Origin of the sequence: Streptomyces sp. NPDC050315 (assembly GCF_040655775.1) — a bacterium.
Classification (GTDB): Bacteria; Actinomycetota; Actinomycetes; order Streptomycetales; family Streptomycetaceae; genus Streptomyces.
Map to the genome: position 1 here is coordinate 237,073 of NZ_JBFAKN010000010.1, position 19,968 is coordinate 257,040.

The 19,968-nt window shown below is 73.3% G+C and carries 16 protein-coding genes; 6 read left to right on the top strand and 10 right to left on the bottom strand.

What is annotated here, in order from left to right; translation table 11 throughout:
* Window positions 1-556: 556 nt before the first annotated feature.
* The 5 genes from AB0I82_RS31950 to AB0I82_RS31970 form a co-directional block, all read right to left on the bottom strand.
* Window positions 557-1,531, bottom strand: a complete 975-nt coding sequence (locus AB0I82_RS31950; RefSeq protein WP_363260927.1) for an FCD domain-containing protein — start codon at window positions 1,529-1,531, stop codon at window positions 557-559.
* Between the two features lie 230 nt (window positions 1,532-1,761).
* Window positions 1,762-4,020 (bottom strand): ATP-binding cassette domain-containing protein, encoded by a 2,259-nt coding sequence (locus tag AB0I82_RS31955; RefSeq protein ID WP_363260928.1) that lies wholly within the window; start codon window positions 4,018-4,020, stop codon window positions 1,762-1,764.
* A 334-nt stretch (window positions 4,021-4,354) separates the two neighbouring features.
* Entirely contained in the window at window positions 4,355-5,119 is a 765-nt protein-coding gene (locus tag AB0I82_RS31960) for an NUDIX hydrolase (protein ID WP_030260778.1), read from the bottom strand.
* Window positions 5,120-5,167: 48 nt separating this feature from the next.
* On the bottom strand, window positions 5,168-7,246 hold the full coding sequence (locus tag AB0I82_RS31965; RefSeq protein WP_363261000.1) for a glycogen debranching N-terminal domain-containing protein: 2,079 nt from the start codon (window positions 7,244-7,246) through the stop codon (window positions 5,168-5,170).
* A gap of 113 nt (window positions 7,247-7,359) precedes the next feature.
* Complete coding sequence (locus tag AB0I82_RS31970; protein WP_363260929.1) at window positions 7,360-8,820, bottom strand: DUF4192 domain-containing protein; 1,461 nt, start codon at window positions 8,818-8,820, stop codon at window positions 7,360-7,362.
* A gap of 224 nt (window positions 8,821-9,044) precedes the next feature.
* Between AB0I82_RS31970 and AB0I82_RS31975 the strand changes: the two genes are divergently transcribed.
* The 4 genes from AB0I82_RS31975 (at window position 9,045) to AB0I82_RS31990 (ending at window position 14,251) form a co-directional block, all read left to right on the top strand.
* Window positions 9,045-10,034 (top strand): DMT family transporter, encoded by a 990-nt coding sequence (locus tag AB0I82_RS31975; protein WP_363260930.1) that lies wholly within the window; start codon window positions 9,045-9,047, stop codon window positions 10,032-10,034.
* 93 nt (window positions 10,035-10,127) lie between these two features.
* The gene (locus AB0I82_RS31980; protein ID WP_363260931.1) at window positions 10,128-10,994 is read left to right on the top strand and encodes an isocitrate lyase/phosphoenolpyruvate mutase family protein; all 867 of its coding nucleotides are present in this window, start codon (window positions 10,128-10,130) and stop codon (window positions 10,992-10,994) included.
* Window positions 10,995-11,050: 56 nt separating this feature from the next.
* Window positions 11,051-13,222, top strand: coding sequence for a RecQ family ATP-dependent DNA helicase (locus tag AB0I82_RS31985; protein ID WP_363260932.1), 2,172 nt, complete (start codon window positions 11,051-11,053; stop codon window positions 13,220-13,222).
* Window positions 13,223-13,597: 375 nt separating this feature from the next.
* Window positions 13,598-14,251, top strand: a complete 654-nt coding sequence (locus tag AB0I82_RS31990; RefSeq protein ID WP_363260933.1) for a hypothetical protein — start codon at window positions 13,598-13,600, stop codon at window positions 14,249-14,251.
* A 120-nt stretch (window positions 14,252-14,371) separates the two neighbouring features.
* On the opposite strand, the gene AB0I82_RS31995 is transcribed toward AB0I82_RS31990, so the two are convergent.
* The 4 genes from AB0I82_RS31995 to AB0I82_RS32010 all read right to left on the bottom strand — a co-directional run bounded on the left by AB0I82_RS31995 (window position 14,372) and on the right by AB0I82_RS32010 (window position 17,707).
* A complete protein-coding gene (locus tag AB0I82_RS31995) occupies window positions 14,372-15,025 on the bottom strand; it encodes a hypothetical protein (RefSeq protein WP_363260934.1) in 654 nt (217 codons plus the stop codon).
* Between the two features lie 66 nt (window positions 15,026-15,091).
* Window positions 15,092-15,793 (bottom strand): ribonuclease HII, encoded by a 702-nt coding sequence (locus AB0I82_RS32000; RefSeq protein ID WP_363260935.1) that lies wholly within the window; start codon window positions 15,791-15,793, stop codon window positions 15,092-15,094.
* Window positions 15,794-16,122: 329 nt separating this feature from the next.
* A complete protein-coding gene (locus tag AB0I82_RS32005; RefSeq protein WP_363260936.1) occupies window positions 16,123-17,037 on the bottom strand; it encodes an ADP-ribosylglycohydrolase family protein in 915 nt (304 codons plus the stop codon).
* Window positions 17,038-17,047: 10 nt separating this feature from the next.
* Entirely contained in the window at window positions 17,048-17,707 is a 660-nt protein-coding gene (locus tag AB0I82_RS32010; protein WP_363260937.1) for a histidine phosphatase family protein, read from the bottom strand.
* A 195-nt stretch (window positions 17,708-17,902) separates the two neighbouring features.
* On the opposite strand from AB0I82_RS32010, the gene AB0I82_RS32015 reads away from it, so the two are divergent.
* Complete coding sequence (locus AB0I82_RS32015) at window positions 17,903-18,559, top strand: TetR/AcrR family transcriptional regulator (RefSeq protein WP_363260938.1); 657 nt, start codon at window positions 17,903-17,905, stop codon at window positions 18,557-18,559.
* A gap of 29 nt (window positions 18,560-18,588) precedes the next feature.
* On the opposite strand, the gene AB0I82_RS32020 is transcribed toward AB0I82_RS32015, so the two are convergent.
* Window positions 18,589-19,194 carry a YdbC family protein gene (locus AB0I82_RS32020; protein ID WP_363260939.1) on the bottom strand — a complete coding sequence of 202 codons (606 nt, stop codon included), beginning with the start codon at window positions 19,192-19,194 and terminating at the stop codon, window positions 18,589-18,591.
* 185 nt (window positions 19,195-19,379) lie between these two features.
* On the opposite strand from AB0I82_RS32020, the gene AB0I82_RS32025 reads away from it, so the two are divergent.
* A complete protein-coding gene (locus tag AB0I82_RS32025) occupies window positions 19,380-19,916 on the top strand; it encodes a TerD family protein (RefSeq protein WP_363260940.1) in 537 nt (178 codons plus the stop codon).
* Window positions 19,917-19,968: the final 52 nt, after the last annotated feature.

A 19,968-nucleotide genomic window follows, 5' to 3' on the forward strand; every position in this document is an offset into this window, starting at 1 on the left:
AGTTGAGACAGCGCCGCAAGCGGCCGCCGTATTCCCTCCTCGGCTATCACCTCTTAAGTCATCGCGCTTCCCCGCAGAGCGTTACGCCCAATCCGCGTGGCCCGAGTCACACCCCATAACGACACATTTTGCTCGATCTGGGGGCGTACCGGAGAGAAGGAGGCGAGAAGGGAGCCTCGGCGGCCACGAGGGACTCGGCCGACCAGGCGGCCGCCCCGCACGGAGACGTGCGGCTCGGCGACCGCCCCACTGGCCCGTACGGCCCGCCGGCACGTACGGGGTCCTCTTCCTTGCGTGCGCTGCATTGCTTCGTCGCGTATTCGTCGCGGTATTCGTCGCGCCGGCCACGTCGGCCGCATGTGCTGCCTCGGTTGCGTCGACTGCGTGGGTTGCGTTCCTTGATGTGCGCGTACGGGTGCGTACCTTGTCCGCGCCGCCTCGCCGCCCTCTTCACGGAGGCGGGTGCGCCGCCGCCGGGAGGCGGCCGGTCGCGCAGGGGTGCGGCGTACGGTTTCTTCAGGGCGGGGCGCCTGGGAGTGAGGCGGTTCGGGGGCTGTCAGTGCTCGCGGGGCGCGGGCACCACGCGGTCCGCCGCGCCGCTCCCGACGGGCTCCCCGGCCTCACCGTCGACCGCGAGGAGCTGACGCATCGCGACCTCGGCGCCTGCCGCGTCGCCCGCGCCGATCGCGTCGACGATCTTCATGTGCTGGCCGACGGACGTCTCGGCGGGGTGCTCGCAGCCGAGAGGCGAGCCGCCGGACACCTGGAGCGCTGCGGAGACGATGCCGGAGAGGTGCTCCAGCATGCGGTTGCCGGTGAGCTGGAGGAGCAGCGAGTGGAACTCGGCGTCCGCGCGGGCGAAGGTCAGCGAGTCGCCCTGGGCCGCGGAGTGGCCCATGATCTCGGCCATGTCGGCGAGGCGCTGCTGTACGTCCTCGCGGCCGTGCCCGGCAGCGAGGCGCGCGGCGAGGGGTTCGATGGTCCAGCGCAGCTCGCACAGCTCGCGGCGCTGGTCGTCGCGCTGCGGGCCGTACGCCCGCCACTCGATGATGTCGGGGTCGAGGAGGTTCCAGTCGCTGACCGGGCGGACTCGGGTGCCGACGTTCGGGCGCGCGCTGACCAGGCCCTTGGCCTCCAGGACGCGCAGCGATTCACGGACGACGGTGCGGGAGACCTCGAAGCGCTGGCCGATCTCTTCGGGGACGAGCGGACGGTCAGCTCCGAGGTCGCCGGAGACGATCATCTGGCCGAGCTGCTGGACGAGTTGGCCGTGCAGGCCACGGCCCCGGCTGCCGGCGGCGCGGCGGCCGACCCGGCCCAGCTCGCTCTCGTGGCCGTCCCACACGGGAGCCACGCGGTCGGTGCGCTCGCCGGCGGCGGCGTCGGCGTAGGGGTAGCGGTCGAGCTCGCCCGGGCCGGTCAGGCCGGTGTCGGCGGGGCGAGTCGCGGTCATCATGGTGTGCGCAAGGGTACTCACGCATCCTTTGTCGGCAACGTGCCGGAGCGCCTTGAGGTCTTTGGTGAAAAGCACACGAAAGGGTGATCGCCCATCACCCTACAATTGACGCTTTATCGGAAGGAAGCAGACGCATCGCGCGGAGTTCAGGACAGTTCGCGCTGACCGGGACGCGGGAAGCGGCGGAGCCTCGTGAGTACCGCACTGTTCCGCCCCTCCGCTCACCTCGTCTTTCGCTCCTCCCTCACCTGCACCATCGGCCTTCCCCTCTCTTTCACCTCTTCGTTCATGGGTCGCTCATGCCCTCAACGCGCCCTTCTGTTCAGGGCGGTCAGGGCGTACGCGCACAGCAGGGCCGCGAGCGACAGCGTCAGCGCGCCGGCCACCGGGTGCGTCGCCAGCCGCCAGGCGGCCTCGGTCAGCCGGTCGACGCCGGAGGGCCAGCCGACCGCGGCCGTCGTCCGGGCCCGCGCCGGGAAGCCGACCATCGAACGCGCGGTCGGATCGCTCAACAATCCCTGGATCAGCGGGACCACGGCGACAGGTACCGCCAGTACGGTCGCCAGTCCCAGCGCCGTCGACCGGAAGATGCCCGCCGCCAGGAGGCCGGCCCACGCGGACCCGATGAGCAGCGCGCCCCAACCGAGCGACAGCAGCGGCCAGTCGGCGACCGCGGGCAACGCCTCCGTGCCGAAGACATAGCCCACGAGGAGGCCGTCGATGACGAGCGAAGCCAGTGCCAGCATGGCCGCGCTCGCCGCGCCGACCAGCAACTTGGCGCCCAGCAGCCGCATACGGCGGGGCACGGAACCCTGCTCGGGTGCGAGCGCCGGGTACCGGAACTCCTGTCCGAAGGCGAGCGCGCCGATCAGCCCTGCCCCCACCGCGGCGGGCGGGAACGGCAGCCGGTCCGGCCAGCCCATCAGTACGCGGGCCGCCGGTGTGCCACCGGTGCGCGCCAGTACCCACGTCAGGACGAGCGAGGTCACCAGTACCAGAACGCCTACGACGATTCCCGTACGGTCACTGGCCGCTCGCCGCAACTCATAACGGACCGGCCAGGCGGGCCCCGATGTGGACAGTCGCGGCAGCACCAGGTGCGCCGCCGGCACCTTGCCACCAGAGGGCGGGGAGGTGCGCGGCGTTCGAGGGGCCGCGAGGGGGACCGCTGTGCCATGGGGCGGGGTGCCGGTCGGGCCGACCGCAGCCGCCCCGCTGGCCCCATGAGCGGCGGGCACGGGCGTGAGTTCCAGGGTGGAGGCGAGTGTGCCGTCGGGGTCCTTCGTGAGCGAAAGAGGCCGGGGGGACGACGACGCGGTGACCGTCCGGCCCGACACCGGGAGGCCGTCGGCCCCGTCCGTACTGCCCGTGGCCACGGGGCCGGAGATCACGGCGCAATGACCTCCGGCGTCCTTGCGTACCAGTTCGCCGGCGTGCGCGCGCTCCTCGCCGGCGCCCCGTGCGTCGGCGTGCGCCTCGGCACGCCCTTCACCGCGTACCTCCGCGTGCGGCTTGTCCGGATTCCCGTGCGCCGCTCCGGCATACCGGGCGTCGTCCTTCTCTGTGTCCGCCTCGGCCTTGGCCGGCTCCGCGGCCACCACCGCGCCATGACCGGCCGTCAGCCGCGCCGCCGGCCGGTCGTCGGCCCGGTTGAGCGGCACGGCCGGCCGGGCGTCCCCCGTCTCGTCCGCGAGCTGGTGCACCAAGATCCCGTGCCGGAACGCCGTATCGCCCACCAGGGCACAGCTGCTCCCGTACACGGCGAGGCGGTTGCCGCTCTCCCGTACGACCTCCAGCGGCTGTTCCGCGCGCGGGTCCACCGCGGGGTCGGCGCGCTGCCACTCGTCGACCAGGAGCGCCGCCAGCCGGTCGGCGTGCGGCGACCGCACGCTGACCCGGGGCCGCAGTCGCGTGTGCGTGAAGTCCCCGGCCTCCTGGTCGGCGAGCAGCCTGCCGCCCTCGATCGTGACGATCCGGTCGCCCAGCCGGGCGGCCGCCTTGGGGTCGGACGCGGTGACGAGCACGCTGCCGCCGCGCTCGGCGAATCCCCGCAGCAGCCCGTACAGCCAGGCCCTCTCGCGCGGCGACAGGCCGTCGTCCGGCTCGTCGAGGAGCAGCGCGTACGGGTCGCCGAGCAGGGCGGCCGCCATGCCCAGCCGGCGGTCCATGCCGCGCGAGAACTCGCCCAGGCGCTGGTCCGCGAGGCCGCCGAGGCCGACGGCCGCCAGGACGTCCTCGGCGCGGTCCGGGGAGACGCCGGCCGCGGCGGTGAGCATCCGCAGGTGCGAGCGGGCCGTACGGGCGGGGTGGCCGGGTACGTCGCCGAGCAGCACGCCCAGTTCCCGCGCCGGGTTCGGCAGGCGGTGCAGGGGGCGGCCGCGGAAGAGGGTGATGCCCCGCCCGCGCTCCAGCCGCAGCATCAGGCGCAGGGCCGTCGTCTTGCCCGCGCCCCGGGCGCCGAGGAGGACGGTGACCGCGCCGGCCGGCGCTTCGAAGGTCAGGTCGTCCACGGCCGGCGGCAGTCCGCGCCGGGCTTCGCTGGTCAGTCCGACGGCCTGGATCATCGCGCGCCTCGCCCCGTACGCGTCGCTGGGGCTTCGGCCCTCGGAGCGGCAGTTGGGCTGCGAAGGGCGGCGGGAGGGAGCACGCGGACGGGACTGCGGAGAGCAGCAGCGCGGGGGGCGCCGAGCGCGCGGCGGGGCGTGGCGGCGCGGGGGGACGCGGGGGCGTGGGCGGCGGCAGTTGCGAGTGCTGCGGGGACTGAAGGACTCACCTCGCCAAGGTAACCCGTAATGCCCTATTTGCCCGTAATGCCGAGTCCATCGCGCTGCTCGTGTCCTCGCGGAAGCCGACCCGCGCCCGCCCCGGGGCAGCAGGTCCAGGAGCAGGCGCCCGGGATCACACCTCCGGGCGGAGCATCGGCGGGTTCAGGAGGGTCGCGCCGCCTGCCCTGAAGAGCTGGGCCGGGCGGCCGCCCTGACGGGTCGTCGTGCCGCCGGTCGGGACGAGGAAGCCGGGGGTGCCGGTCACCTTGCGGTGGAAGTTCCGCGGGTCCAGGGCCACGCCCCAGACCGCCTCGTACACCCGGCGCAGCTCCCCCACCGTGAACTCCGGCGGGCAGAACGCGGTGGCGAGCGAGGAGTACTCGATCTTGGAGCGGGCCCGCTCCACGCCGTCCCCGAGAATGCGCGCGTGGTCGAAGGCCAGGGAGGCGGTCGGTTCGCCGTCGCGGGCGAGGCCGTTCTCCTGGCCGAGCAGCGTCTCGACCGGAGCCCAGCGCGCGCTGTGCGCATCGCCGCCCGCGCGCGGTGCCGGCAGGTCGGGAGCGAGCACCAGATGAGCCACGCTGACCACCCGCATCCGCGGGTCCCGCTTCGGATCTCCGTACGTGGCGAGCTGTTCGAGGTGGGCACCGGGGAACAGCTGCGGGCCCGCCGGACCGTGGGCATGCAGGCCGGTTTCCTCGGCGAGCTCCCTGGCCGCCGCGGTCTCCAGGTCCTCGTCGGCCCGCACGAATCCGCCGGGCAGGGCCCACCGCCCCGGGAACGGTGGCTCACCGCGACGCACGGCCAACGCGCACAACGCGTGCCTGCGCACGGTGAGCACGACCAGGTCGACGGTGACGGCGAACGGAGGGAAGGCCGACGGGTCGTAGGGAGGCATGCCGCGATCATAGTCGTCCGCCTGACGATAAACAGGCCGTCCGCTGCTTCACGCCCCCAGTTGCAGGCCATCCGCCGCCTCCTCCACCATTCCCAGGCCACGGCCGCTGACATGTACGGCGAAAGGCCGCTCCGCGACGGTCAGGCCGGTGAAGTGCAGGGCGCCCAGGGGCGTGCCGGCGACGGGCCGCACGGAGAGCGTGCCCCCGGGGACATCGGGGCGGATGCCCGCGAGCGCGACCAGGGCGTGCACCGCGCCGGCCGCCGCCACCGCCGCCGGGCGACAGGCCGTGGGGTGCGCCACGGGAGCGCCGTCGCCCGTGCGCTGCTGTCCCGAGTACATCTCCGGGAGGCGGTACGCGAAGGTCTCCGCGGCGTCCAGCAGCCCTCGGATCAAGGAGGTCGCCGCCGCTTCGTGGCCGGCGGCGGCCAGGCCCGAGGCGGCGACAGCGGTGTCCTGCACGCGGACCGCTCCGCTGCGGTGGCCGAAGGGGTTGTAGCCGTCCTCCTTGGCGCCGAGGCCGCGCAGGCCCCACCCGGTGTCCAGCGCAGGGCTGTTCAGCAACCTCGCCACCTGATCCGCGCGAGTGCTGTCGAGCAGACCGGGCGCGAAGGTGCCGGCGCCGAGCAGGCCGGTGTCGAGGAGGTGCGCCGCGCCGGCGACGAGGCGCGTGAGCGGCCGGCCGTCGGGGGCGCACAGGGCCGCGGGGCGGCCGCCGCCCGCGTCGTCGATCCAGAACCCGTCGCGGAAGCGCCGGCGCAGTGCGGCGGCCCGGTCGCGGAGCGCGTCGCCTCCGGGACGGTTGCAGGCATCGAGGAGATCGGCGCCCAGCACTGCGGCGCGATGGGCATGGGCCTGCGTTTCGCAGCGGTACGGGCCGGTGGGCGCCGGATCGGGTACGCAACCGCCGGTGACCGGGGAGTCGGCGGCCTGCTCCGTCGTACGACGCAGCCAGGTGAGGCACCGCTCGGCGGCAGGCAACAGGCGTTCCACTTCGGGCGTCGGCAGGCCCCACCGGCGGGCTTCGGCGAGGACAGTGGGGAACAGCAGGGTCGCCTCGATACCGCTGCAGCTGGGCGGCGAAAGGGGGCCCGCGTCGCGCAACGGGCCGGGAATTCGTCCGAATTCCGGTCCTGGATCGGCGTGCTGGGTCCGGGCGAGGACGCGCAGGGTGCTCGCCGCTAGTCCGGTGCCCAGCGGGAGGAGCATGCGGGCGGCGGACAGGGACTCGGCCGGTGCCAGGATGCAGCGCCAGGGGACGCCGGCGGCGAGGCAGGCGTCGGCGGGCACCGCGGGGTCCCGGATCAGGAGGCCGTTGAGATCGTCCAGTGCGGTGGCGAGCAACGTACCGGCTCGTGCGTCGCCGCACTGGAGCCGGGCGGCGGACCAGGGGCGCGGCGGGCGGTCGGCGCTCGGTCCGGGGGCGGCGGGGGTGGCGCTGCCGCGGGAGGCGGGGCGCGCCGGTGCGGTGGTGCCGCTGCGGATGCGGAGCTCGATGGTGCGGTGGGCGCCGGGTGGCAGGTGCAGTCCCCAGCGCAGCAGCCCGGCCGCCGCGAGCGCGTCGTCGGGCGGTGGGTCCGCGGCCACGGTGGCGTGGACCGTGTCGGTGGCCCAACGGAGGCCGGCGCCATGGACGGTGGCGGGCAGATCGGGCCCGGGGAGTCCACCGGCGACGGCGCCCAGCTCGGCAAGGTCGGTGGCGAAGGTGATTTCGAGGGGCAGACGCAGCGCCCGACGGGTGTGGTTGTGCAGCGTGATCCGTTCGGTGCCGTCGGCGTGCCGGAGGCGCTCGACCAGGAGGCCGGGGTCGGGCCCGGGGTCGTGGGATGTGCGGAGCGTGCCGGTGAAGCGGGCACGGTCGGCGGCGAGCGGCCTGGCCTGCACGGTCAGCGGCTGAGCGCCGGCCACCCGCAGGACGCAGCGGGCGAGCACGCGTCTGCCGGAGCGGTAGAAGCCCTCCATGCCCCGGCCGGTGAGCTGGCCGTCGGCGGTGTCGGAGATCGCGAGCGCGGGCAGCGCGACGCAGATCAGCGCCGTATGGACGGGTTGCGGCCCGGAAGGCCGGGGCGAGGGCGCGGCGCGCTGCCGTGCGGGGGCCGGGTGGGCCGGCGGGGTGGTGGGGAACATGCCTGCCATGGGGAGTGCTCCCTGACGTAAAAGGGATTCCGTACGGTCTGCGCCACCTAGGGGAACGCCGCGGCCGATGCGCAGGTAACGCCGGAATGTCAGGGCGTGCGGGCTCATCGGGGGCTCCGGTCGTCCCGGCGGCCGCCCGTGGGGCCCGTACGAGGGTGGGGTCGCCCCGTGCGCGGACGCGCTGCCGGGCGGGTGCGTGCCCGGGGGCCCGCGGGCCGGTCGGCACGGGGACGGCGGCTCGGCACGCGGCCGGCGCGGGAGACGTTCGCGGCGGTCCCTACCGGGGCTTCGGCGGGGAGCGGGGGCGCCTCGGCAGGCAACTGAGGCGCTTCAGCAGGGGCGGCGGGGGCACACGCGGTATCCGCCGAGTGGGCGTCCTCCGAGGTCGTAGAGGTCGCGGAGCTCTCGGCCGGGTTGGGTGTGGAACGGAGGCAGTCGCGGAGCTTCTCCAGGTCGAGTCCCTCGTTGAGGCCGCGGTGGAGGAGCTGCGCGAAGAGGTAGTCGGGGTCGAGGGTGAGGGCGCGGCCCAGGGCCACACGGGCGGACGCGGCGTCACCGCTCGCCCAGGCGACCCAGCCGGCCAGCGTGAGCGGTGCGGCGGCATGGCTCTCGTACGCCCCGGGGCAGCGGCGGGCCAGCGCGCGCCACAGTCGCAGCGCCGGTGCGGCGTCGGGTCCTTCCAGCCACGCGGCGGCACGGTCGCGGGTGAGACGGTCCTGGAGGCCGAGGATCAGCTCGGCGGCCTCGCCGTTGCCGAGGAGTGCGTCGTCGCAGGCGTCCTTGGCGCGGTGACTGCCGGAGGGCGGGTCGTCCCGGAAGGTACGGAGCGTGCGCGTCAGGAGGGCGCAGGTCTCCTCGCGGACCGTGTGCGGGTCCTGACCGGACAACATGCGCGGGACGAGGGCGGCCGCCGCCGCGTCGAGGGCCTTGATCTGGTCGTCGGCGCGGCGTCCGGTGAGCGGGGCCAGCCGGGCCTCCATCTCCTTCAGCGACCCGCGGACCTGGACGCCGGCGTAAGCGGCGGCCGCCGCCATGACGGACGTGCCGGGGAGGGCGAGCGGGGTGCCGTCGGCCGGGCAGCAGCGCTCGTCCGGGCAGACGTAGGACCAGTAGCGCCCGTTGGAGAGACAGAGGGCTTCCATGACGGGGACGTCCCGGCTGCCGCAGGCCGTGCGCAGCCGCTGGGCGAGCGGCCTGAGGCGGTCCTTCACCTCCCGGCCGGTCTCGGCGGCCGAGGGGTCCTGGCAGAGGAAGGCGATGATGCCGCGGGGCGGTGTGCCGCGCTCCCGGCCCGAGGTGATCAGGCAGTCGGCGAGCTGGTCGGCGACGGCGGGCCACTGGTCGGTGTCGGCGGGGATGCCGAGCCGGACGCGGCCGCCGAAGCGGCTCCGCTCGCCGTGGAGAGTGACGAGGACGATGCTGTCGTCGGGGTAGAAGCCGAGCAAGTACGGGAGGGCGTCCGCCAGTTCGGCGGGGCTGCGCAGGGTGACCTGGGTCTCGGAGGTCTTCGGGGACGTGGTGGACGGGTGCTCTGCCGGGTTCGCCGGCTCGATGTGCTGGTTCATGGCTCGAAGATCCCGCGGCCGAGCCGGCCTCCGCGACCCCTGTGGATAACTCCCGGGTGACGAAGGTTTTCCACAATCCGCGGCGGCGGTCAGCCCCACCGGAGTCCCCGTGGCGCAGCGTCGGCATGCCTCACCAAATAGCTTGTTCTCGCGGTGAGTTGGGCGGTGACGACGAACCGTGCGACGATCTGTTCACGAGGTATGCGGGTGATTACATTGCCTGCGTGATTCGATCGACAAATACTTCCGGAACCGACCGTAGTGCGCTCATTGCGGCATCGGTCACCGTTGTTCTCTGGGCTTCGGCGTTCGTCTCCATTCGCGCCTCGGCCGACCACTTCAGCCCCGGAGCGCTCGCACTCGGCCGGCTCGTGACCGGTTCCCTCGCTTTGGTCTGCGTATTGCTGGTCAAGCGGGGCGGTTTACCGCCACGTAAGGCATGGCCGGGCATTGTCGTATCCGGAGTGCTGTGGTTCGGGGTCTACATGGTGGCCCTGAACTGGGGAGAGCAGAAAGTCGACGCCGGCACCGCGTCCATGGTCGTCAACATCGGACCGATGGTGATTGCCCTGCTGGGCGGCTGGCTGCTCAAGGAGGGCTTCCCACCCCTGCTGATGCTCGGCATGGCGGTGTCGTTCGTCGGCGCGCTCGTGGTGGGCTTCTCCACGTCCGGCGAGGGCTCGTCCTCCGTATGGGGCGTACTGCTCTGCCTGCTGGCGGCGGTGGCCTACGGGGCCGGAGTGGTGTCGCAGAAACCCGCCCTGCGGTACGCGACCCCGATGCAGACCACGACGTTCGGCTGCCTCATCGGCACGGTCGCCTGCCTGCCGTTCAGCGGGCAGTTGGTCTCGCAGCTGTCCGAGGCGCCGCTCTCGGCGACCCTCAACGTCGTCTACCTGGGGCTCTTCCCGACCGCCCTGGCCTTCAGCACCTGGGCCTACGCGCTGTCCCGGACGACCGCGGGCAAGATGGGGGCGACGACCTACGCGGTGCCCGCCGTGGTGGTCCTCATTTCCTGGATCTTCCTGCGGGAGGTACCGGGTTGGCTCACCCTCCTCGGAGGCGCCATCTGCCTCGGCGGGGTCGCGGTCTCCCGGAGGCGCGGCGTCCGCGCGCCACAGGCGTCGCCCGACTCCGCGGCCCGGCCGTCGACTCCGGCCGATTCCGCTCCGCCGGTCGATTCGGGAACAGCGGCAGCGGAGACGCGGCACTGACTCTGGCGCGAACGCGCGTCTTGATGAGCGCGTTGGGTTTGCTTGAGAGGGCTTCACGCCCATCTCCCGACCACCACAGAGGAGACTCCCGGAATGAACCGCTCCACCGCAGCGCAGCACCGCCGTGCCGTCGCGTTTCAGCAGCTCCACGAAGGCCCGCAGCCCTTCGTTGTGCCCAATCCGTGGGACGCGGGGACCGCCCGCGTCCTGACCGGGATGGGGTTCGCCGCGCTGGCCACCACCGGCGCCGGCCTGGCGTACGCCATGGGCCTGCCCGACGGCGCCGGCCCCATCGGCCGGACGGAGATCCTGGACAACGCGGCGGCGATCGCCGCCGCGACCCCGCTGCCGGTCACCGCCGACCTGGAGAGCGGTTTCGGCGACAGCCCGGAGGAGGTCGCCGAAACCATCCGGCGCGCCGCCGCGGTGGGGCTGGTCGGCGGGTCGGTCGAGGACTCCACTGGCCGGGCCGAGGACCCCGTACGACCGCTGGAGGAGGCAGTGGAGCGCGTGGCGGCGGCCGTCGCCGCGGCCAAGGAGCTCGACTTCCCCTTCACGGTGACCGCACGCGCGGAGAACTTCTTCCAGGGCAGGCCCGACCTCGACGACACCATCCGCCGCCTCCAGGCGTACGAGGCCGCGGGCGCCGACGTGCTCTACGCGCCGGCCCTGCCCGACGCGGACGCCATCCGCGCGGTGTGCTCCGCCGTCTCGGCGCCCGTCAACGTCCTCATGGGCTCGCCCGCGCTACGGCTGTCCGTCACCGATCTCGGCGCCCTGGGCGTACGGCGGGTCAGCGTCGGCTCGGCGCTCTCCCGGGCCTCGCTCGGCGCCGTCGTCCGCGCGGCCCAGGAAATCCGTGATCAGGGCACCTTCGGCTTCGGGGCGGACGCCGTCCCGTATGCCGAGGCCAACGCGATGCTGGCGCCGGGCGGGCCGGCAGGTGACCCCGCGTCGTGAACACCGCACCGGCCGCCGGTTCGCCCGTTGTCAGTGGTATGCGCTTGCATGGACGCATGGACGACACGAACGACGGAACCCTGCGGCAGGCGGCCGACGCGGTGCTGGCCCGCCTCGTCGGCGCCCCGGCGGGCGCGGCCCGGCTGCGCGAGGACCAGTGGCGGGCAATCGAGGCGCTGGTCGCCGAGCACCGCCGGGCGCTGGTGGTGCAGCGCACGGGCTGGGGCAAGTCGGCCGTGTACTTCGTCGCGACCGCCCTGCTGCGGCAGCGCGGCAGCGGCCCGACGGTGATCGTCTCGCCGCTGCTGGCACTGATGCGGAACCAGGTCGAGGCGGCAGCGCGGGCGGGCATCCGCGCGCGCACGATCAATTCCTCCAACACCGAGGAGTGGGACACCGTCCAGGCCGAGGTGGCGGCCGGCGAGGTGGACGTACTGCTGGTCAGCCCCGAGCGGCTGAACAACCCGGACTTCCGCGACCAGGTGCTGCCCAAGCTCGCCGCGGCGACCGGCCTGCTGGTGGTGGACGAGGCACACTGCATCTCGGACTGGGGCCACGACTTCCGGCCCGACTACCGCCGGCTGCGCACGATGCTCGCCGACCTGCCGCCGGGCGTGCCCGTACTGGCCACGACGGCGACGGCCAACGCCCGGGTGACGGCCGACGTGGCCGAGCAGCTCGGCACGGGCGGCAGCTCGGACGCCCTGGTGCTGCGCGGCCCGCTGGACCGGGAGAGCCTGAGCCTCGGCGTGCTCCGGCTGCCCGACGCGGCCCACCGCATGGCGTGGCTCGCCGAGCATCTGAACGATCTGCCGGGCTCCGGGATCATCTACACCCTCACGGTGGCCGCCGCCGAGGAGGTCACGGCCTTCCTGCGGCAGTGCGGGCACACGGTCGCCTCGTACACCGGCAAGACCGAGAACGCCGACCGCCAGCAGGCCGAGGAGGACCTGCTCGGCAACCGCGTCAAGGCGCTGGTCGCCACCTCCGCGCTCGGCATGGGCTTCGACAAGCCCGACCTCGGCTTCGTCGTCCATCTCGGCTCGCCCTCCTCGTCCATCGCCTACTACCAGCAGGTGGGCCGCGCCGGCCGCGGAGTGGAGCACGCCGAGGTCCTGCTGCTGCCCGGCCGGGAGGATGAAGCGATCTGGGCGTACTTCGCCTCCATCGCCTTCCCGCCCGAGGAGCTCGTGCGACGGACGATCGACGTGCTCGCCGGTGCGGAGCGGCCGCTTTCGCTGCCCGCGCTGGAGCCGCTCGTGGAGCTGCGCCGCTCCCGCCTGGAGACGATGCTCAAGGTCCTGGACGTGGACGGCGCGGTCCGGCGGGTGAAGGGCGGCTGGACCGCCACGGGGCAGCCGTGGACGTACGACGCGGAGCGGTACGCCTGGGTGGCGAAGCAGCGCGAGGCCGAGCAGCAGGCGATGCGCGAGTACGCCACGACGGACGGCTGCCGGATGGAGTTCCTGCAGCGGCAGCTGGACGACGAGGGCGCGGCGCCGTGCGGCCGCTGCGACAACTGCGCGGGGGCGCGCTTCACCGCCGAGGTCTCCCCCGCCGCGCTGGACGCGGCGCGCGGTGAGCTGGACCGCGCGGGCGTCGTCGTGGAGCCGCGCCGGATGTGGCCGACGGGGCTGCCTGCCATCGGGGTCGATCTCAAGGGACGCATCCCGGTGGGCGAGCAGGCCGGTGCGGGGCGGGCCCTCGGCCGGCTCTCGGACATCGGCTGGGGCAATCGGCTGCGCCCGCTCCTGACGCCGCAGGCCCCGGACGGTCCGGTGCCGGCCGACGTGCTCGACGCCGTGGTCGGGGTGCTGGCCGACTGGGCGAAGGGGCCGGGCGGCTGGGCGAGCGGCGATCCGGAGGCGCCCGCCCGGCCGGTGGGCGTCGTCACCATGGCGTCCCACACCCGCCCCCAGCTGGTCCAGTCCCTCGGTGCCCGGGTCGCCGAGATCGGCAGGATGCCGCTGCTGGGGTCGATCGCGTACGCGGCGGACGCTGACGGGACGCAGCTGCCGCGCTCCAACAGTGCGCAGCGGCTGCGCGCCCTCGACGGGGCGCTGACGGTGCCGCCGCAGCTGGCCGAGGCGTTGCGCGCCGCGGACGGCCCGGTCCTCCTGGTGGACGATGCGACCGAGACCGGCTGGACGCTCGCGGTCGCTGCGCGACTGCTCCGCCGGGCGGGGGCGGGGGGTGTGCTGCCGCTGGTGCTGGCTGTACAGAGCTGATCACGGGGCGGGAGCGGGCGGCCCGGCGGGCTCGGGGGGGCTCAACGGGCTGTGCGACGCCCGGAGTCGGGGCGCGGCGGGCGGGGCGCGCCGGGCAGGGCTCTGCGGGAGCGGTGTTTCCGCTGGTCCGCGCCGTGCGGGGCGGAACCGTGCGGCGGGACGCGCTTCGGCGGGCGGTTGAGCGGGAAGGAAAAAGGAAGACGCACCCATCGATTCCGGAACGCTGCGGCGAATTGCTCATTGCCGCAAGCGTGTACGACCGCGAGAATCGTAGTGCTTCCCCATTCCAGCCGTCCGCGGCTCAGCAGGGGTGTGTCCTGGTGCGACGCTGCGCCCGGCCGCCCCGGCTTCCGTCGCGTCGACGAAGGGAGGACCGTGACCTTCGGCATCGCTCCGCCCCTGACCACGACCCAGCCCTCCGCCACCGCGTCGGCCGCCAGGCTGGGCCGGATGCTGGAGCCCTCCGAGTGGGCCTCGGCGGGAATTCCCCTGCTGCGCAACCCTCGTGAGGTCGTCACCGGCCTGCACGACCGGCATCTGCCCGGCCCGTCCACCGCCGTGGTCGCAGTGCTCGATCCGGAGGAACGGGTGACCGCCAGCGCGTCCTTCGTACTGCGTACGGACGCGCCCGACGGCTGGGACTTCCGCAACGCACTGCTTTCGCAGTTGCGCCGGGTGGTCCCGCACGATCTGCGGCTGCGCGCACCGGTGCGGACGGCCGTGCTGCTGTACTGCCGCGACGGCGGGCCGCTGTGGACGGAGGCGGACGGCGCGTGGATGTGGGGGCTGCGCGACGCCTGCACCTTGCACGGGCTGCGCTGCGGCGCGTACATCACGCTGACGCGCGACGGCTGGCAGGTGCTCGGGGAAGGCCGCGGCGGGCGCCGGCCGTACACCGGCGCACGGCCGGAACGTCCTCAGCTGTCGGACGCGACCCGCGAGCGGCACGACGGCGGCATGGCCGCGGGACCGCCGCGGCGCACGGGCGGCGGCGCACCGGAGGCCCGCCGACGTACTGCGGCCCGCTGATCGCAACGCCGCGAGAGGCGGGCGGTACGGAGCGAGCCCAGCGGTAACGGGCGAGTCCGGCCGTACGGAGCGAGCCCGGCGGCCGTCATGGCCGGTCCGGGCCCCTCCGAGCCGGCTCGCTTACGCCGACGCCCCGATGAGGGCGTTGATCCGCTGGGGATCGCCGCAGACGATCAGCAGGGCGCCGGCCCGGGCCATGGCGGCGGGCAGGGCCTTGGCGACGGTCTCGTCCGAGCCGCCGTTGACCGCGACGACCACCACGGGGCGGCCCTTGGCGCGCTCGGCGACGGCGTCCGCGTAGAACACGTCGTCAGCGGCGTCGTGCTGCGCCCAGTAGGACGCCTCGCCGAAGGACAGCTCGTGCGTGGCCCACGGGTGCGGGTCGCCGGTGGTCAGGACGAGCACCTCGCTCGGGGCGCGTCCGGAGTCCAGCAGCAGGTCGACCGCCTCGTCGGCGGCGTCCACGGCACCGTCGGCCGGCGCGGGGATCAGCTGCAGCTGCGCTCCGGAGGCAGCGGCGGGGGCGGTGCCGGCACCGGCCGCCGCGGACGGCTTGGGAGCCGTGCGCTGCGCGGGCGGCGTGGGAGCCGGACCGCGGGACGGACCGGGCTTGCCGGGACGGGCGCTGGACGCGGGGGCGCCGCGCGGAGGCGCGGGGCGGGGACCGGGACCAGGTACGGGACGGGGGGTCGGCGCGGTGCGGCCGGCGGCCGGAGTTGCGCGGGGACCCGGGACACTCTCGTGAATCTGAGGCTCCTCGGGGATGAGAGGCATGAAGTGATGTCTATCAAACGTAGGTACGGGACATGTCAGCGGGTACCGGATTCACATCCGTACCGCTCAGAAGTCGAAGCCGAGTTGGCCACCGGCCTCCAGAGCGGCTGATTCTGGGGTGAGGCGCACCTTCTTCAGGTGCTGCCAGCGCGGCAGCGCGTCCATGTAGGACCACGACAGCCGGTGGTACGGGGTCGGGCCCCACTCCTCCAGGGCCGCGCGGTGCACCGGCGAGGGGTAGCCGGCATTGTCCGCGAAGCCGAAGTGCTCGTGTTCCAGGCCCAGTTCGGCCATCATCGCGTCGCGCCGCACCTTCGCTATCACCGAGGCGGCGGCGACGGCGACACAGGACTGGTCGCCCTTGATGACCGTACGGACCCTCCAAGGGGCACCGAGGTAGTCGTGCTTGCCGTCGAGGATGACCGCGTCGGGCCGGACCGGAAGGGCTTCCAGCGCGCGGACGGCGGCCAGCCGGAGAGCGGCGGTCATGCCCAGTTCGTCGATCTCCTCGGGGCTGGCGTGGCCGAGGGCGTGACAGGTGACCCAGTCGCTGAGCACGGCGGCGAGTTCGTCGCGGCGCTTGGGGGTCAGCAGCTTGGAGTCGGTGAGTCCGGCGGGCGGGCGGCGCAGTCCGGTCACGGCGGCGCAGACGCTCACCGGGCCGGCCCAGGCTCCGCGCCCGACCTCGTCCACTCCTGCGATGATCTTGGCGCCCGTCGTGGCGCGCAGCGATCGCTCGACGGTATGAGTAGGGGGCTCGTAGGGCATGGCGCCAGACAGAGTACGCCCCCGCCCCTCCCGGCCTCGCACCGCGGGTCCCCCACGCTCGATTCGTCCCCCACAGCCGGTGTTGTCACCCCGGGAACCGGGGCGCGAAACACGGTCCGGAGCACCGCCATCCGACAAGGGGCTTGCGGGCCCTCTGTACCCGGCTCCCCGAGAGTGGGTGGTACGCATGCTCCCGACCTTCACCGAGCGACCGAATTGCCCAAGGCCCCAGCAGCGCCCCGCGGGGCCCGATATCAAGGCTACGCCGCCCATCGCCCAGCCCGAGGAGCCCTGGGCACGCCGTACGCGCCAGGCGCCCCCTACGGACCTCAGCCCACGCCGTTCGGCATCCAGGACGGGAGGTCCTCCGTGCCCGCCAGCCACTCCTCCGGCGGTGCGCCCTCCGGGCCGGCCGCGACGATGGCGCCGACGATCGCGCACGTGGTGTCCACGTCACCACCCGCCCGGGCGGTGGTCCAGAACGCCTGCTCGTAATTGCCGAGGTTGCGGGCGGCGGCCCACAGCGTGAACGGCACGGTGTCGTGCGCGGTGGTCCGACGGCCGCAGCCGAGCACCGCCGCGACCGTGCTCGCGTCGGCGTAGTCGAGCATGTCGCGGGCGCGGCGCAGCCCCGCCTGGACCGCGCTGCGCGGGATGAGCTCCATGACGGCGTCCAGCAGCGCTTCCGGACCGGTGACGCGGCCCGGTGCGGCGACGAGCGCGGCGGCGGCAGCCACCGCCATCGCCCCGACGACCGCCTCACGGTGCTGGTGCGTGACGTACGCCGAGATCTCCGCCTGGTGCGTGGCCTGCTCGGGGTCGTCGGCGTACCAGGCACCCAGCGGGGCGATGCGCATGGCGGCACCGTTGCCCCACGACCCGTGCCCCTTGAAGAGCGCCGAGGCCAGTTCGCGCCAGTCCCGCCCCTCCCGCACCTGCCGGAGCAGGCGGTCCACGGCGGGACCGTAGGCGCGGTCGACGTCGTGGTGCTCCGCGAAGGAGCGGGCGAGCGCGTCCTGGTCGATGCGGCCGTACTCGGTCAGTACGGCCAGCACGGAGGCGGCCATCTCGGTGTCATCGGTCCACCGCCAGGGCGCCGGCGGCAGGACGCGGCTCTTCAGCGCGGGGTAATGGGCGGGCACGAAGAACTGGGACCCCAGGGCGTCGCCCACGGCGAGCCCCCGCAGGCTCTCCAGGGCCCGCGCGAAGCGCTGTGCGTCACTGTCACGGTGATCGGCGGTCATCATCTGCACTTTAGCCGGTGACCCCGTAGGACTGCGGTGTACACCAGCTCTCGAACGGCCGGTCAAGGCGGTACCGCCCGTCCGGACCGAGCAGCAGAGTACGGTGATCGGCGTTGTGGGGATTGGACAGCGATTCAAATTCGGCGACGGTCCAGTGGAACCACCTCATACAGAACAAGCGCATGGTCAGCCCGTGCGTGACGATCAGTACGTTCGGCGGATGATCGGGGGCCTCGAAGCTGCGCCACAGGCTCTCCAGGAACGCGCCCACCCGGTCGTAGACGTCCGCACCCGACTCCCCCTGGGCGAAGCGGTAGAAGAAGTGGCCGTAGGCGTCGCGGTACGCCTTCTGGAGCCGTACGTCGTCCCGGTCCTGCCAGTTCCCCCAGTCCTGCTCGCGCAGCCGCGGCTCCTCGCGGACCCGGACCCGCTCCCTGTCCAGACCGAGCGCCTGGAACGTCTGGTGCGTGCGGCGGTACGGAGAGACGTACGCGGATATTCGCTCGTCCCCGAACATCGTCCGCAGCTGTACACCGGCCTCCTCGGCCTGCTTGACGCCGCGCTCCGTCAGACTCAGGGCGTGGTCCGGCTCCCGCTCGTACACCGTGTCATCGATATTTCCGTCGGACTCTCCGTGTCTGATGAGGACGATGCGTCGGGGGCGTGCCATGCCGCCAGCCTAGAACGAGGTGCCGCCCCACGCCCGGGGCGCTCCCGGACACCGGACCCGAAGACCTGAGTGAACACTGGTGACCTCCCCCGCGGCCGCACCGGCAGCCGACCGAACCAAAACGCGACGGTTGTAGCGTTACGCTGACGATGATGACACGATCCAGCACCTAACGCAATGGAGTTGCTTTTACCTGTGGACAACGAGCAGACCGTGCAGGCCGCAGGCGGAACCGGCGCCGCCCGCCCGGGCACCCTCCGGCCCGGCGGCCGTACCGCACGCACGCGGGCGGCCGTCCACGACGCCGTCCTGGCCGGCCTCATCGAGCACGGCTACTCCGGCCTGACCGTCGAGTACGTCGCCGAGCACTCCGGCGTGCACAAGACGACGCTCTACCGCCGCTGGGGCGGTGTCGACGGGCTGGTCGCCGACATCCTCGACCTGGCCGGCGAGGACAGCTGGACACCGCCCGACACCGGTTCGCTCCACGGCGACCTGCACGCGCTCGCGCTGGAGGTCGTGCACTCCTTCGCCGACCCGGCGACCGCCGCGCCCAGCTCGGCGGTGATCGCCGCCGCCTTCCAGTCCGAGCCGGCCGCGCAGGCGCTGCGCGCGTTCTACGCCGAACGGTTCACGCACTGCGAGGTGATCGTGGACCGCGCCGTCGAACGCGGCGAGCTGCCCGGCCCGCGGTCGGCCGTCGACGGCGGAGCACTGGTACGCGCGGCAGCGGCCCCACTGTTTTTCCGCCTGTTCATCACCCGCGAGGGCCTGGACGAGCGGGCCGCCGACCAGGCCGTCGCCGTCGCTCTGGCAGCAGCACACGCGGGAACGTTCAGGAGGGACGCCTGAACGCGAAGGATGTCGGCCGGCCACGAAGGTCACACCGTCCACGAAGGCTCCAGCTCGACCACGTCGCCCGTGACGCCCATGATGTCCGCCGCCGTCTGCGCCCGTAGGGCCAGGCGTTCGAGGCGTTCCGGGCGGTACTTGCCGCGTTCGGCCGCCGACTGCCACATCGAGAGGACCAGGAACTCCTCCCCCGGGGCGCGCCCCAGCATGCCGCGCAGCATCCCGGGGGAGCCCGCCATCGCGGGGTTCCAGATCTTCTCCTGCATCAGCTTGTAATGGTCGACCCGGTCCGCCTTGACCTGGCAGTACGCCAGCCGCAGCACATCGGCGTCCTCGAAGACGGGACGGAAGCCGACCTTCACGTCCAGCTCGTGTTCGAAGAGGCGGGTCTGACCGTTCTTGTACGTGCCGATCTGCGCGGCGGCCAGGCGGTCGTGCGATCTCGCCATGAACGAGTCGTAGAACGCCCTGCTCTCCCAGAAGGCCACGAGATGCGCGACGCCGGGGCGGGTGCGGCTCCAGCCGCCGCCCTGCCCCCGGAAGCCCGGCTCCCCGGGCAGCCCCGCCCATTTGCGCTGCCCCCGTTCGAACCCCCCGCGGTCCACAACAGTGCAGCGAATCCATTTGACCAGCACCGCGCCATCGTACGGCCCCTGGCGTCCCTCGCGTCACTGCGCGTCACAGTACGCACACTTCAACTCATGTGCCGTATACGGCGGATGAGGGCGGGCAGACACCGCATGTCACACCCTCGTGGCAGCATGGTGATTCACGGGAAGCGCCCGGCCACGGTGCTCCGGGGCCGAAGAAGGGAAGTCTGGTGAGCAGTCTCAACAAGGGGATCGACAAGGCCGAGGTCACGCTGAAATGGGAACCGAGCCCCCAGGGCGAGCCCGCCAACGACCTCGACATCATCGCCGCGCCGTACACCACGGACGCGCTGTACGGCGAGCCCGCGTACCAGGTGCACTTCGACAGCCGCTCCCCCGACGGCACCATCACCTTGAAGCGGGACAGCAAGACCGGCCAGGGATTCGGCGACGACGAGGTGATGACGCTGGAGTTCTCGCGGCTGGCGGAGAGGTACGGACGCGTAGTGGTGGGCGTCGTCATCCAACAGCGAGGCGGGCGGCGGACCTTCGGCGACATACCGCAGACGCTGGTCCGCGTCGTCGAAGGCTACGACGAGCTGGCGAGGGACGACTTCTCCCGTATCCCCGACGCCACGGCCGCGGTGGTCGCGGAGTTCGTCCGGGACGGTGACGGGAAGTGGCAGTTCATCAGCGGCGTCCGCGGATTCGACGGCGACGCCGACGACTTCGCCTCGTGGATGGGGCGACGACCCGCCGCCGGCTGACAGCCACGACACGGACGCGGCGCGAGACCGGACTCCCCCGGGCGCGAGGCCC